Origin of the sequence: Bartonella sp. CL70QHWL, from assembly GCF_042194855.1 — a bacterium.
Classification (GTDB): Bacteria; Pseudomonadota; Alphaproteobacteria; order Rhizobiales; family Rhizobiaceae; genus Bartonella.
This window is the reverse complement of the sequence record NZ_JBHINJ010000012.1, coordinates 52,573-68,537: the sequence shown is the minus strand read 5'-3', so window position 1 is coordinate 68,537 and position 15,965 is coordinate 52,573. Positions and strand designations below refer to the sequence as shown.

General features: G+C 37.6%; 8 protein-coding genes and 3 pseudogenes. 6 read left to right on the top strand and 5 right to left on the bottom strand.

Annotation, left to right across the window (positions count from 1 at the left end):
* The 3 genes and pseudogenes from ACFIJZ_RS06740 to ACFIJZ_RS06730 all read right to left on the bottom strand — a co-directional run.
* Positions 1-152 (bottom strand): annotated as a pseudogene (locus tag ACFIJZ_RS06740) (virulence-associated protein E); the annotation flags it as partial.
* A gap of 99 nt (positions 153-251) precedes the next feature.
* Positions 252-452 (bottom strand): helix-turn-helix transcriptional regulator, encoded by a 201-nt coding sequence (locus ACFIJZ_RS06735; RefSeq protein WP_375631373.1) that lies wholly within the window; start codon positions 450-452, stop codon positions 252-254.
* A gap of 207 nt (positions 453-659) precedes the next feature.
* Positions 660-1,827, bottom strand: a pseudogene (locus tag ACFIJZ_RS06730) (tyrosine-type recombinase/integrase).
* A 97-nt stretch (positions 1,828-1,924) separates the two neighbouring features.
* On the opposite strand from ACFIJZ_RS06730, the gene ACFIJZ_RS10200 reads away from it, so the two are divergent.
* From ACFIJZ_RS10200 to ndk, 6 genes and pseudogenes are all read left to right on the top strand, one after another.
* Entirely contained in the window at positions 1,925-2,734 is an 810-nt protein-coding gene (locus ACFIJZ_RS10200) for a pertactin-like passenger domain-containing protein (protein ID WP_375663011.1), read from the top strand.
* Positions 2,735-2,798: 64 nt separating this feature from the next.
* A complete protein-coding gene (bafA, locus tag ACFIJZ_RS06725; protein ID WP_404977321.1) occupies positions 2,799-5,495 on the top strand; it encodes a BafA family autotransporter in 2,697 nt (898 codons plus the stop codon).
* 362 nt (positions 5,496-5,857) lie between these two features.
* Positions 5,858-8,422, top strand: coding sequence for a BafA family autotransporter (gene bafA, locus ACFIJZ_RS06720; RefSeq protein ID WP_375631372.1), 2,565 nt, complete (start codon positions 5,858-5,860; stop codon positions 8,420-8,422).
* A 339-nt stretch (positions 8,423-8,761) separates the two neighbouring features.
* Positions 8,762-8,996: pseudogene (locus ACFIJZ_RS06715) on the top strand (integrase arm-type DNA-binding domain-containing protein); the annotation flags it as partial.
* 258 nt (positions 8,997-9,254) lie between these two features.
* Complete coding sequence (gene bafA, locus ACFIJZ_RS06710; RefSeq protein WP_375631371.1) at positions 9,255-11,816, top strand: BafA family autotransporter; 2,562 nt, start codon at positions 9,255-9,257, stop codon at positions 11,814-11,816.
* A gap of 385 nt (positions 11,817-12,201) precedes the next feature.
* Entirely contained in the window at positions 12,202-12,624 is a 423-nt protein-coding gene (ndk, locus tag ACFIJZ_RS06705; RefSeq protein WP_375631370.1) for a nucleoside-diphosphate kinase, read from the top strand.
* 328 nt (positions 12,625-12,952) lie between these two features.
* Here the strand turns inward: ndk and pgsA are convergent, their stop codons facing one another.
* Both pgsA and uvrC read right to left on the bottom strand, forming a co-directional pair.
* A complete protein-coding gene (gene pgsA / locus ACFIJZ_RS06700; RefSeq protein ID WP_273723320.1) occupies positions 12,953-13,534 on the bottom strand; it encodes a CDP-diacylglycerol--glycerol-3-phosphate 3-phosphatidyltransferase in 582 nt (193 codons plus the stop codon).
* A gap of 72 nt (positions 13,535-13,606) precedes the next feature.
* Complete coding sequence (gene uvrC, locus ACFIJZ_RS06695; RefSeq protein ID WP_273791127.1) at positions 13,607-15,586, bottom strand: excinuclease ABC subunit UvrC; 1,980 nt, start codon at positions 15,584-15,586, stop codon at positions 13,607-13,609.
* Between the last annotated feature and the right edge of the window lie 379 nt (positions 15,587-15,965).

Below are 15,965 nucleotides of genomic sequence, written 5' to 3'. Positions count from 1 at the left end.
AGATTAAGAGACGCCCATCATGTCCATTGGCAAGGGATAAGCTAGGTAGCCTATCATCATGAGCAGGGCAACGGGCTGTTCCATAACGCCCATGCCAAACCCCGCGGCACAGCACGTGTGATACCTTGCGCATTCTTAAAAGAACACATCATTGTAAATCCTATAACGTTGCGTCACAGGACGGATTGTGCACTCTCTAGGGTGATGAGTTTGAGAAAGCCTTGTCCGTCCTTACGTGACAAGGTTTTTTTTTATGCTGCGTCGTTATAACGTTGCTGTTTTGCTTGCTCGATGACATTCAAAAGATCCGATTGTAACCAACGCGATAAAAAACCAAATTTTAAAGGTTTTGGGAGAGAGCCATTGGTTACATGACGGCGGAATATTGAAACACTCATATGAAGCAATTTTGCACTTTCACGGTCTGTTAAAAGAATATCATTTTCTGTCATACTAAAATCCTTTCTATCAAAAAATGGTAACAAATCATAACTATTTATTAACCACATTTTTGTTCATTTAGAAAGATGTTTTATTTATAGAAAACAATATTTTATCATACAATTTTTGATGTGATAATTTATGACTCTTATTGAGAAAGAATGAGAGAGAAGAGAGAGAAAGTTATCCACAGATCATGGGGTTATGCACTCCATATCTTAAGATTGACCTGTGACATAAGCCGCCCATTTATCCATATAGATCCGGCGTTGTTCTAGATAGTCAGTACGACGATAGGCACGCTCTACTTGTCCTCCTACTGTATGACTTAGAATAGTTTCAGCGACTTCATAGGGAGCATCGGTTGTTTCAGCGAGCCAATTGCGTAAACTAGAGCGAAATCCATGGGGGCAGGCTTCAATTTTATTTTTTCTCATATACGTAGCCATACATTTCTCAGCGAGGGGACCACGACCTCTAGCAGAAAAAAAGAAATCATTGCGAGAGAACAAGCGCGCTTGTTTTAAGATTTCTAATGCCTCTGATGATAAGGGCACACGAAATTCTGTTGTAGCATCACGCAAACCTTTCATATTTTCAGCAGGGATAGTCCAGATATCGCCATCAACTTGGTCTTTATGAATATGACACAAAGGATTGGTACGAACCCCTGTCAGAATAAGCAAACGCAAAGCCAATTGTGTTAAGGTTGATGCTTCGCAAAGTGTTTTATAAAAAGTAGGCACATCTCTCCAATCCATGGCTGGTAAATTTTGTGTTTTATGACGTTGTTTACCTAAGAGCGCGCGTGCTTTTTCTGTTGCTTGTAAATCAACATTCAAACCCAAGGCAGCCGCATGTTTGAGACAAAGATTAAGACGGGTAAGAGCTCTATTAGCTGTTCCAGCTTTTGAATGCCAAATAGGGGCAAGAACATTGCGTATCTCTGTTTGTGTAATCTCAGAAACAGGCAGACAGCCTAATTTAGGGAGAATATGTAGGCGTAAAGGTGCAAACCAATTCCCATCTTTACCATCGCCTTTTAACTCAGATTTCCGACTTTCAAAAGTATCTAAAGCAATATCTTTTAAGTAATGGAGATTGCTTATTGCCTCACGCTTTTGTTTATCGCGTTCTTTAATAGGGTCACGCCCTTCACGTAAAACAGCACGCCATTGCATTGCACATTCACGGGCTTGTTTTAAAGAAACATCTCTTAAAGCACCCAAGCCCATTTCACGGCGCCGCCCATGAATGGTAAAACGGTAAATCCATTGAGCACCTCCATCTTTACGCTTATGAAGTAACAAGCCGGCACCATCATTATATTTGCCAGCTCGTGGGTGTTGCGACAGCCCTTGCATTAAGACGGTTCATAAGAGCCATTTTTAGTCCTTTCTTATACAAATTTTATCCACACACTCATCCCACTTGTTATGTACAAATGAGTGGTTTTGATTGATTCAACATAAACAGATTTGAAATGAGAGAATCCTACGTTATTCGAGACTCTCATTCAACATACAAAACAGTGAATTATCATTATAAATCAATGTATTGTACGATTATGGAGAGGTTTTTTAACACAAAGATCATGGAAGGAGGGATACAAAATCTTTATGTAGAAGAGGATCTAAACGATTATAGCAGTTTTGCATTTGATACGAAGGTCTTTTCTGGTGGAGAGCAACACATTTTAGCGGGGGGAATCGCGATTGGCGTTCTTTTACAAGGGAATGCTTTCCAAGCAATAGATTTAGGAGGCTATGTAAAGGATTTAATAATTAGAGATCAAGCACAATCGTGGTTACATTTTGGTGCAACATTAGAAGGAAGCACTATGATTCATGATTCTGGACGGATTTATCTTTATGCTGGTGCTGAGCGATCTCGTACTGAAGTAGAAAAAATTGTCTTAAATGGCAGAGATACAAAATTGTATGCGATTGCCTCTAATATAGATGGTGAAAGTTCTTTGATTGAGAATCTGAGTGGGAATGGTCGTGTTATTTTTACTTCTACCGTGTTTAATCCACATTACTCTAAACTTGAGGTCGGTAATCTTTCAGGTAATTTACATTTTAGGTTTAATACTAATTTTGTAGAACAGCGCGGTGATTATCTTCTGATAAAAAGAGGAGCAGGTCATCACACCATAAGCGTTATCGATTCTGGTGTTGAAATGACCGATTCTCTTCTACAAAATCAGAATTTAATTTTGGAGCTTGATTTAATTCATGTTCAAAGCGGAAATGCACATTTTACTCTGATAGATTTTGGGGTGAAGAAATAGCTACTGTTGACAATGGAGTCTACATGTACGCTCTTAAGAAAAGAGATCATAACGGTGGAAAGATTTGGTCTTTATCGACACCATCTACATCGGAAAAATTTCTACTCCGATCTTTCCTCCCTCTCATACGAAGTTGCCTATAGCTGAATCTTTTGAGCAAGAAAAGTATGGTTCTCCTTTGGAAGATTCTATAACCAATTCTTATAAAGGTGATTTCAGTTTTTATGCAGAGGATTTCATTACTGGTACACGTGAAAAAATTTTGCAAAGCTCCGTACTTGATGACAATAGCATAGTTTATATTGCTGGTGATGGAGAAGCGGATGATTTTAAATTATCCATTAATAATACGGTTCCAGAAACTGCAACACTCTATGTTGAGACTGGTGGTTTTAGTAAGAATACAACAATTGAAAATGGTGGTTCAGAGATTGTAGGGGAACAGGGGATCTCAGAATTTACGATTATTTACGAGGGTGGAAAACAAAGAGTGGAGGGAGGAGGAACCGCATTGAGAGCTGAAATTTATGGTGGGGAGCAGCTTGTTTTCGGAAATGGTTATGTAAATGGTGGAATTGTGGGGAGCAGTGCTTATAACACGACACTTTATGGTCAAGGTGATACGCTGGGACAGCAGAATGTATATGATGATGGGATGGCTGTGGGAACAAAAGTGATGAGTGGAGGAGTACAAACTCTTGCTAAGTGGTTTCCTAATGATGATAACTTTGCAGAAAAAGCCGGCGGTTTAGCTGTAAATGCTGAAATCTTTTCAGAGGGTGTGCAGCGTGTTTTAGCAGGAGGTGAAGCAAATACAGTCATTTTACGCACTGGTGGTGTTCAAGAAGTCTATGCAGGTGGAATTGTAAAGAATCTAACGATTGAAGGTAATGCTAATTCATGGATTTCTCCTGGTGCAATATTAGGAGGAGAAATAAAAGTTCAGGATTTTGGTGGGCTCCATCTTGATGCTGGAGACGATGGTCAACAAACTATAGTAGAAAACATTGAATTAAATGGAGAAGACGCTCAATTATACTCCGTTGCTCGTGGGTTTGACGACAAAAGTACACGCATTCAGCAGTTAAGCGGTGTAGGAAAAGTCATTTTTACCTCTTTTGAAGATGATTTATATTACTCTCAGCTTTACATTGATAATCTAGCAGGGAGTCTACATTTTAACTTTAATGTTAGCCTTGCAGAAGAAAAAGGTGATTATCTCTTTATCAAGAATGGGAGTGGTTCTCACACAATAAGTATTTTAGATTCCGGTATTGAAATTGTTGATCCCTCTTCAACAGAACTTGATTTAATTTTTGATCAAAGTGGTGGCGCACATTTTACCTTGAGAAGCTTTTCTGGTGCAAATGTTAAAACTATTGATGGCGGAACCTATACGTATGGTTTAAAACAGAGAATTGATGAGGATGGGGGTGAAAAAGTTTGGTATTTATCTGCAGTATTTATTGATAATGTTTCATTTCTCAACAGTTTACCACGTAGTAGAAGCAGATCTGTGCGGCATTTAAATCAAAATCAATCAGTTTCTTCTCTTTCAACGATTGCAGCATCACAAGAGCATGCTATTAAATTGCCACGTCGAAGAAAAAAACGCCAAAACTTGAGTCAAAGATCTCCAGCTTTTGTTTCTCCAACTGTTTCCTCTCTTGGAAGTCACGTTATTGAAGTCTCAGGTCCAGCGAGTTCTCATCCTCTTTCTGCTGAAGAGCAACAAACTGCTGTTTCAGAATCTTCTCACTCTTTAGCCGATCAGATGATTGTGCGTCCAGTTCATAAAGAACAGCCTTCTCCACAATTGAGTGAGACGCTTTCAGTTTCTCACTTTTTGACCACGCCCTCTACAGATGCGGTATTGTCTATGTCTGTAGCTCCAGCGATGGTGTTTCACAACGAAATGCAAACAGTGCGTGCGGGAAGAGGAATTCTAGATAAAAGTAAAAAGAATGCAGCTTTATGGACCTATGCGATTAAATCTAAAGAGAGTATTGCGACAGAGCATATAGATTTTAAGTTAGATCAGACAGGTATTGTTTTAGGGATCAATGGTTTAAGCGAGTGGGAAAATGGAGAATTTTATATAGGTGGTTTTGGCAGTTATGATCGTGTCCGTGTTGCGCATGCACGGGGGGGTATCAGTGGTATCAATACTTATGGTATTGGCGCTTATGTCACTTATTTGGATCATAGTGGATGGTATCTCGATGGTATTTTAAAATACAATCATTATCAAAATACTCTAAAGGCAGTTTCAACGAATGGTTTAGGGATTGAAGGAAGTTATAGGCAATGGGCGGTGGGCGCCTCCTTTGAAGCAGGTTATCGACTTCAGACGTCAAAGAACAGTTGGTTGCAGCCTTATGGACAATTTACATGGTTGCAAGTTGAAGGTAAAGAAATCAAGTTATCGAATGACATGACAGGTGACATGCGTCCATTCACTTCATTACGCAGTGAGGTTGGTTTATCTTTAGGATATGAATTTGGTTTTCACATGGATTCCTCATCGCTTGCGTATATTACAGCAGCATGGTTGCGTGAGAATAAAGATGACAATCAAACGTTAATTAATCAACGGCATTCCTTTACCACGGACTTATCAGGGAATGCAGGTAAATTAGGAATAGGTTTAAGCAGTTTAGTGAGTGAGAAGTTAAAGTTATATGGTGAGGCCCATTATATTAAAGGGCGTAAAACAAAACAGTCCCTTCAGGGAATTATAGGTGTACGCTATAGTTTCTAAATATATGGTTATTTTTTAGTTATCTTTAAATATATGATTGTTTTTAAAGGTCTTTAATTAAAGGTTCAGAGAACAATTTTTCAGAGCACGCAGCTTCGTTGTTCATGATAAACTGTATACCCTTATATACTTGATTATACATTACTTTTTATCTTTGATAAGAAAACTCCGAGAAAATGCTAAAGAAGCACTATAAGAGCGCTCTTATATTCTTGATCAAAAAAGTATTTAAAAACTATAAAGAACGGTTTTTTATGAGATAAGGAGGATTTTTAAGAAGGATTGTTGCAATCTAAGGTTGAAAATATATTTTGTAGAGCTAATTACGTTTAGTGTCTATGCAGGCGTGAAGGGGGGAGGATATGGCTCTACAATATAAATGGAAACGACATTGTTGGATACTCATGTTGAGCAGCTGTTTTGTGCAAGCTGCTGCTGCAAATGAGGGGGGAACAGCACTTTTTTGTCAATCTTCAAGTTATGAAAATGATAAAGTATTTCAAGATCAATACAATGAGGATATGAAAACAGGCAGATGCATACTTGGAGCCTCTAATGATGCCATGGTAAGAACGCGCAATGAATTAGACTTTTTGAAAAAGCCTAGCGATTTTATCATGGATAAGGGTGCTAGAGTGTTTGCGAGTCAACAGGAACTTGACAGTAGTCATCGTGACAATGCTGGATATAATGCACAAGAACAAAATACTGCGTTTCTTAAAAAGCCTGAACTTATCTCCATTAAAGATGGGGCAATTTTAGAAAATTATATCCTTGATAATGAAGGTAAAGCATACATTTCAAATGATGGTGAGATTGATAGTCCAGGGCGATCCATTAATAACACTGTAAGGAATGGTGCAGAGCTTTATGTGTATGCAGGAGGACTCAGTGAGAATAGTAAAATTGAACATGGTGGAATTGAAAATGTTCAGGCTTTGAAGGGAAAACAAGGTTTTTCGAAAAATGCTGTTGTTGAAGAAGGCGGACACCAAAGTGTTGGAAATGGAGGAAAAGTAGAAGGGACTAAAATTTATGGTGGTGAGCAGCTTGTTTTCGGCGAGGGGGATATTGGAGGAGAGATTAAAGGGAGTAGTGCTTCTCATACTGTCATTTATGGTCAAGATGAAACACTAGGCCAACAAAAAGTATATGATGGCGGAAAAGTTTGGAATACGAAAGTTATGCGAGGGGGTGTCCAAGAGGTTGGAAAAAAGTCTCAAAGTGCAAAAAATGGTGGTTTTGCATTTGACACAGAAGTTTTTGGTGGTGGTAAACAACGTATCTTAAAAGGCGGTCAGGCTATTGGAGTCACTTTAAATGAGAGTGCTATTCAGGAAATATATACTGATGGATCTGTAAAGAATCTAACAATGAATGATCAAACAAAATCATGGGTGCATGCTGGAGCAACATTAGAAGGCAAGACACAGGTAAACCATTCTGGGCAGATCCATCTTTATGCTGGGAATGATCAACAACGCACCACAGTAGAAGATATTATTTTAAATGGAAAAGATACAAAACTGTACTCTGTTACTGATGAGTTTGATGGAAAAAGTTCTTTGATACAAAAATTAAGTGGTGAAGGGAGTGTTATTTTTTCGTTTACAGGTTCTGATCCATATTATTCTCAGCTTCATGTGAATAATCTTTCAGGAAATTTACATTTCGCGTTCAATACTACGATTGCCCATAACCGTGGTGATTATCTCTTGGTTGAGAAAGGCGCTGGGAAACATACAATAAGTGTTGCTGATTCTGGAGTTGAAATCACGGATCCTTTTTCAAATAAGCGTGATTTAATTACGGATCAAAGTGGTGGTGCGCATTTTACGCTGACAGATCTTAAGGGTGAAAAAATTAACGCCATTGATGGTGGAACTTATATGTATGATTTGAAAGAAAGAAAGGATGAAAATGGGAAAGTTTGGTTTTTATCGGCAGACCGCCTCAGTGGACCAGAGCCTTCTATGCCAGATCCGACAGATCCTTTTTTTCCTGGTGAAACATCAACAACCCCCTCTACAGATGCAGTGTTAACGTTGTCCGTAGTCCCTGGACTTATTTTTAATAATGAGTTGCAAGTTGTACGGAATGGTAGAAAAATTTGGGACAGAAATAAGAAAGATATCGAACTATGGACTTATGGGATTAAGAGCAGAGAACGTGTTGCGACAGGCCATACACACTTTAAGCTTGGGCAGACAGGTTTAGTTGTTGGTGCTGATCAGTTGAGTGAATTAAGGCATGGAGAGTTGTATGTTGGTGGTTTTGGGAGTTATGATCAAGCACGTGTTTCTCATGCACGAGGTGGTGATAGTGATTTGAGCTCTTATAGCATTGGAACTTACGCAACTTATTTTGATCATCGTGGATGGTATATGGATGGTGTTTTGAAATATAATTATTACCGAGATAATTTAAAAGCCATATCAACGAATGGTTTAGCTATTCAAAGTCATTACAATCAGTGGGCGATAGGTGGATCATTTGAGATTGGCTGTTATTTTGAACCGGCACAGAATACTTGGATGCAGCCTTATATCAAGCTAACAGGTTTGCAGGTTGAAGGTAAAAGAATAAAACTTTCCAATGAAATGATAGGTGATCTAAGCCCATTAAATTCATTCCGCAGTGAAGTTGGATTGACTGCAGGACATGAATTTTTTGTGAATTCAGAAACTTCATTAACAGCTTACATTATGGCAGCTTGGTTGCGTGAGAATATAAATAATAATTATACGACAATTAATAAGCAGTATAAATTTATTACAGATTTATCAGGCAGTGCGGGTAAATTGGGAATTGGTTTAAACGGTACGGTCAATGATAAACTAACACTTTATGCGGAAGCACATTATCTAAAAGGACATAAGATTAAGAATGCTCTTCAAGGTATTTTAGGATTACGCTATAGTTTCTAAATATGTGTGTACACGGCTGATTAATTTTACAAATGTAATTGTTTTGCAAGCTTAAACAGATAACGCTCGGCTATGTCTTTTCGAGAGTATAGGGACTTTCTCAAATAGTAGGAATGTCTTTATACTCTCTTTTTTAAAGGCAACATACTGAATTTATAATAATAATTCATTTCTATGCATGTTGAATGAGAGTCTCGAGTATCATAGGATTCTCTCATTCCAAATCTGTTTATGTTGAATCAATCAAAATTATTCGCTTGGCACATCACAAGTGGGATGAACATGTGGATAAAAACTATATAAGAAAAGAGTAAAAATGTTTCTTATGAATCTTCTCTAGTGTCAAGGGCTGTCACAACATTAGGATGGCAAAGTGTATGATGATATCGGCTCGCTTCTTCATAAGCGTAAAGATTGGGGACGCAATGGCTTTACCGGTATACCATTCATGGGATGACGTCGCGAAATGGGTTCGGGTGCGTTGAGAGATGTCTCTTTAAAACAAGCGCGTGAATGTACAATCCAATGGCGTTTTGTGTTCCGTGAAGGACGTGACCTCGTTAGGCACGAGCATTTTGTTCATCTAACTTCAAATATTGAAAATTGTTCCTTGAACTCAAGTAAACAATTTGAATTTTATTAAGATTTTCAGCCGTAAGTTAGAACTTTCTAGTGGCTTTTATAGAAACACAACTTAAAGTTGTTTATATTAAAAAATACACTTAAAAAGTGTTTTTAAACATAAATAAAACACATTACGATACAATCTAAGACGAGTTACCTACGTAGCCGTGGGATATTTTTCTAAATAATTGAGAGTGGAGTGTCGATAATGCAGTATAAACATAAGTTGAGTTTTTCAGTATTGATGATCAGTAGTTGTCTTGTACAAGTTGCAAGTGCAGTTGAAAACAGGAATGAAGAGTTAAAAAGATTAGAAAATGTGGAAAGTGGAGGGAAGGTACCAAAAGGTTCAGCACTGATTACAACCCTTTTCAACAATAATGTTAAGATCGAAGGTGGTGGTGTTGAAATTGTTGAAAATGGAAAAACTTCCATGGGATCCACTATTGAAAAAGGAGGGATGCAAATAGTTACGCGTGGAGGAAATGCAATAGATGCTAAAATCCTTGGAGGTAAGCAGTTTATTCATGAAGAAAAAGGTCTTGATCTTATAAGCGTGGAGAGAAAAAGTAGTGCATATAAATCCACAGTTTCTGGTGGCAGTGGAGCAGTGGGACAGCAGAATGTGTATGATGGAGCGTGGGTTTGGAATACGAAAGTGGTAGATAACGGAGAACAAAACCTTTATGCAGGAGAAAGAAAAGAGGGGGGAAAATCAATGTATGCTGAGGTCTCTGGAAATGGGAGACAGCACGTCTTAGCGTTAGGAGAATCTTTTGCTACTAATTTGAAAGATCATGCTATTCAAGTTGTATATCCTGAAGGGTTTGTGGATGGTCTGACTGTTAACAACTCTGCTAAGTCGTGGTTCCATGTTGGTATAAAAGATGTCGTTGGAGAAGTAATTGTCAATGATCACGGAGAACTTTATTTATTCGCTGGTGATAGGACAAATCATACGACTAAGAAAAAAATTCCTATAAAGGACAGAGTTGAAGAAACAATATTTGAGGTTGGTGAACGGAATATAGGAGAAAAACCTCAGATTGAAATTGAAGATTTAGGGGGGCAGGATGGGACTATTATTTTTACTTCTATACCGTATGATCCACAACATATTTCACTTCATGTTGAGAAACTTTCAGGAAGTTTGCATTTTCGATTCAATATTAGTGCTACGGGGGATGCAAGTGATTACTTGTCGATTGATGAAGGTTCGGGTAATCACAAAATAAGCGTTGCAGATTCTGGTCGTGAAATTACAGGTCCTATCTCTCAGAAAAATGGTTGGGCTACAGAGATTAATTTAGTTACTGATAAATTAGGAGGCGCTAATTTTACTCTGGAAGATCTTTCGGGTAATTATATTACAGCTGTTGATGGTGGAGCCTATCAGTATGTTTTACGAAAGAGAGAAAGATGTGCTGATTCTAGTGGTTATTCTACAATTTGGTATTTAAGTTCTGCCTCTGAAGGTACGACACGTTCGAGTACTGAAACACAGTGTGTAAACAAGAAAACGAAGATTCCTCTTGCATTATCTGATCAAGGTGCTTCTTCTAGAGGAAAAAATACCGGTTCTCGTAAACCTACTAAAAAACAACCAGCTAAACCACGTCCTCCACGTCATTTAAGAGAAGCGCAGAATGTCTCTAGTGTTTCTGTATCTCCCTCTCAAGAAAATCAGAATCGTCTGGTGTTTCCTCTAGCGAGTCCTCTTCATTTTTCTGATGAAGAGCAACAGGCTGTTGTTTCAGAATCTTCACAATCTTTAGCCGATCAAATGATTTTGCGTCCAGTTCATAAAGAACAGCCTTCTCCACAATTGAGTGAGACGCTTTCAGTTTCTCACTTTTTGACCACGCCCTCTACAGATGCGGTATTGTCTATGTCTGTAGCTCCAGCGATGGTGTTTCACAACGAAATGCAAACAGTGCGTGCGGGAAGAGGAATTCTAGATAAAAGTAAAAAGAATGCAGCTTTATGGACCTATGCGATTAAATCTAAAGAGAGTATTGCGACAGAGCATATAGATTTTAAGTTAGATCAGACAGGTATTGTTTTAGGGATCAATGGTTTAAGCGAGTGGGAAAATGGAGAATTTTATATAGGTGGTTTTGGCAGTTATGATCGTGTCCGTGTTGCGCATGCACGGGGGGGTATCAGTGGTATCAATACTTATGGTATTGGCGCTTATGTCACTTATTTGGATCATAGTGGATGGTATCTCGATGGTATTTTAAAATACAATCATTATCAAAATACTCTAAAGGCAGTTTCAACGAATGGTTTAGGGATTGAAGGAAGTTATAGGCAATGGGCGGTGGGCGCCTCCTTTGAAGCAGGTTATCGACTTCAGACGTCAAAGAACAGTTGGTTGCAGCCTTATGGACAATTTACATGGTTGCAAGTTGAAGGTAAAGAAATCAAGTTATCGAATGACATGACAGGTGACATGCGTCCATTCACTTCATTACGCAGTGAGGTTGGTTTATCTTTAGGATATGAATTTGGTTTTCACATGGATTCCTCATCGCTTGCGTATATTACAGCAGCATGGTTGCGTGAGAATAAAGATGACAATCAAACGTTAATTAATCAACGGCATTCCTTTACCACGGACTTATCAGGGAATGCAGGTAAATTAGGAATAGGTTTAAGCAGTTTAGTGAGTGAGAAGTTAAAGTTATATGGTGAGGCCCATTATATTAAAGGGCGTAAAACAAAACAGTCCCTTCAGGGAATTATAGGTGTACGCTATAGTTTCTAAGTATATGGTTATTTTTTAATTGATCTCAATGTGTGTAGAAGGATTTTCAAACCAAGTGTCTAGGTTCGTCCTCTTTAAAGAAGAAGGCTTTCAAAAAGATATATTTTTTGCATGTGAGTTTTTTCTTATGACTTTTTATTGCTTAAATGATAATTTTGATGGGAAGCATTTAAGATTATGAAAGAAGGTTCAATATTTATTGAGAGTCGGTAGCGCATCTTTATGATGGGATGAGCGATTGCAGGTATTTTTATTAAAGTTTTCTTTATAATTCATTCTATATTTTGAGAATTTGTGTAGATTTTTGCAGAGTCACTTGGCAAAGGGCTCCTTGCTCGCTATAGAAACAGTCAGAGAATGTTATAAATGAAATAAAGGTGAGTAAATGGCTTTAGAGCGTACTTTTTCGATGATTAAACCAGATGCAACCCGTCGTAATTTGACTGGCGCAATTACTAAAATGCTTGAGGATGCGGAGCTACGTGTTATTGCGTCTAAACGTGTTTGGATGAGCAAACGTGAGGCTGAAAAATTTTATGCTATTCATAAAGAACGCCCTTTTTTTAGTGAATTGGTTGAATTCATGTCTTCTGGTCCAACCGTTGTACAAGTTTTGGAAGGCGAAAATGCAATAGCTAAAAACCGTGAAGTAATGGGGGCTACGAATCCTAGTGATGCAGAAGAAGGGACAATTCGTAAGGTTCATGCTTTATCGATTGGCGAAAATTCTGTCCATGGATCCGATAGTGCTGAAACGGCAAAAACAGAAATCGCCTTTTGGTTTTCTGAGATAGAAATTGTTGGTTAATAAAGCGTTTATAATAATAAAGCGTATATAAGAAGCAAAAATCCGAAACACTATATTTCGGTTTTTTGCTTATAAGATTATAGACTTTTTTGAAAGCATATGGAGCATTAATTGTTTTTTAGCTTTTAATATTACAGCTGCTTTTACGAAAATATAAAGCCTATTTACTCTTTTTTGAAGAGCTTTTATCTATATACCACCCTTACTTGTAATGTGCAAAAAAGTGTTTGATTGATTTATCATTAATAAAAATAAATCAATCTTATGCTATCCTCATCTCTTATTTAAGTACAAAAAGATAAATTATCATTATAAATCTCCATACTCTTCATAGGATAACGTGTTTTAAACCTGCACGAAAATAATCCCACCCTGTCCACAATGTAAGGAGGGCAGAAATCCACAGCATAGTAATGCCAAACTCTACTGTGTAAGGGAAAATTTTATTACCGGCTGGTCCAGCTAAAAGAAATACAATAGCGATCATCTGTACAAAAGTTTTCCATTTTGCAAGACGAGAGACAGGAACACTAACTTTTAACTCAGCCAAATATTCACGTAATCCTGATACAAGAATTTCTCTGCAAAGAATGATAATAGCTGCCCATAGTGTCCACCCAGCGATGGTACTGTCTGCGGCAAGCAAGAGCAAACAAGCAGAGACGAGAAGTTTATCGGCAATTGGATCTAACATGCGACCAATATTGGATGTTTGTTCCCAAATACGAGCAAGGTAACCGTCAAGAAAGTCAGTAATGGATGCAACGATAAAAATGGAAACAGCAATCCAGCGAGTGATATCACTTGATTGTAGTCGCCCTTCTAAAAAAAAGCATGCAACAACCATTGGGACTGCAACAATTCGTGCATAAGTTAAAATATTTGGAAAAGAAAAAGTATGATTTTTCATGGAGCCATTTTTAATTCTTGTGAAAGAGAATATATTTCCTTAACGTAACAAGTCGAAGGTTATGAAACAAGCCTATTTTTCATGAAAATGGTTATGAATTTTTTGTGCAATTGTCATAGAAATTCCCGTAACTTTTTTTAAATCTTCAAATGAGGCACTAGCAACAGCTTTGGCACTTCCAAAATGATGAAGCAATGCACGCTTTCTTGTCGGACCGATATTTTCGATTTCATCAAGTGGGTTTTTGAATGTTGCTTTTTTTCGTTTTATCCTATGAGTTCCAATCGCAAAACGGTGTGCTTCATCACGCAGACGTTGCAAAAAATAGAGGATAGGATCACGTGGAGGAAGTGTAAAGGGGGGGATACCTTTTATAAAAAATCGTTCACGTCCCGCATGACGGTCAACACCTTTGGCGATTCCAACAACTGTGAAGAGATCATTTAATTGTAATTCAGCAAGTATTGCATGTACGCTGTTGATTTGTCCTTCACCACCATCGATTAAGATAAGGTCAGGCCAAATGGGAAAAAGATCATCATCTTTTATGTCATGACTTCTATTTGGCAGATCATACTCTTTGATAAGGCGTGAAAATCTTCGTTTAATCACTTCTTTCATCATGCCAAAATCATCGCCAGGCGTGATATCTGTTGAGCGAATGTTGAATTTTCGATATTGATTTTTAATAAATCCCATTTGACCAGCAACAATCATAGCCCCTACAGCATTTGTTCCCATGATATGAGAATTGTCATAGACTTCTATCCGGCGTGGAGGAACAGGTAGTTGGAATGTTTTAGCAAGACCTTGAAGCAATTTTGTATGGGTGGCTGTTTCAGAAAGCTTATGTTCAAGTGCTTCATGAGCATTGAGATAGGCACGATTAACAAGAGTTTTTCGTTCACCTTGTTTAGGTAAAGAGAGGGACACTTTGTGATTTGCTTTGAGACTAAATGCCTCTGTAAGAAGTGTCTTTTCTTCAATTTCTTCAGATAAAAGGATGCTTTTAGGAAGTGGTTTATCATCGTAAAATTGGGCAAGAAAACTCGCTAAAATTTCAGTGCGGGAAAAAGAGGGATCTGCTTTAGGAAAATAGGCACGGTTTCCCCAATTTTGCCCCATGCGAAAAAAGAACACTTGAATACAGGTCATTCCTTCTTTTTGCGCAATTGCAAATACATCCGCTTCTTTTATCGTTTGAGGATTAATACCTTGATGGCTTTGTATGTGAGAAAGGGCTGATAAGCGGTCACGATAGGAAGCTGCTTGTTCAAAATCGAGATTTTCAGCGGCTTTATGCATAGCTTGAACCATATCGCTTTTAATAGATTGATCTTTTCCCGAAAGGAACGCTTTTGCTCCTTTCACCAGTTCTTTATAATCACTGTCACTAATTTCATGAGTACAAGGTGCAGAACATCGCTTAATTTGATAAAGCAAGCAGGGGCGTGTACGGTTTTCAAAAACTGAATCAGTACAGGTTCGTAATAAAAAGACGCGTTGTAAAACATGAACTGTTTGTGTCACTGCACCAGCAGAAGCAAAAGGACCAAAATAGTGAGCTTTTCGTATTCGAGCACCACGATGTTTGTAAAGTGCAGGCACTCGATGATCATCTGTAATCATAATATAAGGAAAACTTTTATCATCACGTAGGAGTACATTAAAATGTGGATGCAATCTTTTGATGAGATTGGCTTCTAAAAGGAGTGCTTCTGTTTCTGTATGGGTGACGATAAATTCCATATGATATGTTGCACGAATCATGCGGGTAATACGATTATTGTGTCCTTGTTCACGTGTATAGTTTGAAACACGTTTTTTGAGATTACGGGCTTTGCCAACATAGAGAATATCACCATTTTCACCAATCATCCGGTAAACCCCTGGCTTATGCGGAAGGTGTCTAACAAACTCTTGTATGAACTTGATACCTTGGAATTGATTTTTCTCATTGCTTTGATTAGCATTATGCCATGTAATATTAGAGAGAAAAGAAAGTTTTTCCCGTTCATTTTGCGGACAATTTGTATTACTTTTCAGGACCATTCCGTTTATTACAAATATGTTGTTCGTTTAATGTATGAAATATTCTTTTTTATTAAATAATGATTATTTATGTCTTTATAATTTTTTTCTATAAATAATATCTTATAGCATAAGAGTATGATTTTAGAGAGCCGATCTTTCATAAAAAACATGAGAGTTGTTATTCTAAGACAGCTTTATGAATTTGCCTAATTTATCCATTAAAATGATTGAATAGGAAATTCATGATGATTAAGAGGATAGACTTTCTAAAAGGAAAAAAATTAATTCACGCTGATCGTTATTAGCTTACCATTATAATATGTTGGTATTATCCAAAGAATCAAAGAACTTTATCATTTAATGCCTTTGTATTTTACAACATGATATTTGATTTAGA

Bases quoted from the DNA above. Each gene is read 5' to 3' on its own strand.
- ACFIJZ_RS06735 (WP_375631373.1), bottom strand. From the start codon at position 452: ATGACAGAAAATGATATTCTTTTAACAGACCGTGAAAGTGCAAAATTG.
- ACFIJZ_RS10200 (WP_375663011.1), top strand. From the start codon at position 1,925: ATGAGAGAATCCTACGTTATTCGAGACTCTCATTCAACATACAAAACA.
- bafA (WP_375631372.1), top strand. From the start codon at position 5,858: ATGGCTCTACAATATAAATGGAAACGACATTGTTGGATACTCATGTTG.
- bafA (WP_375631371.1), top strand. From the start codon at position 9,255: ATGCAGTATAAACATAAGTTGAGTTTTTCAGTATTGATGATCAGTAGT.
- ndk (WP_375631370.1), top strand. From the start codon at position 12,202: ATGGCTTTAGAGCGTACTTTTTCGATGATTAAACCAGATGCAACCCGT.
- pgsA (WP_273723320.1), bottom strand. From the start codon at position 13,534: ATGAAAAATCATACTTTTTCTTTTCCAAATATTTTAACTTATGCACGA.
- uvrC (WP_273791127.1), bottom strand. From the start codon at position 15,586: ATGGTCCTGAAAAGTAATACAAATTGTCCGCAAAATGAACGGGAAAAA.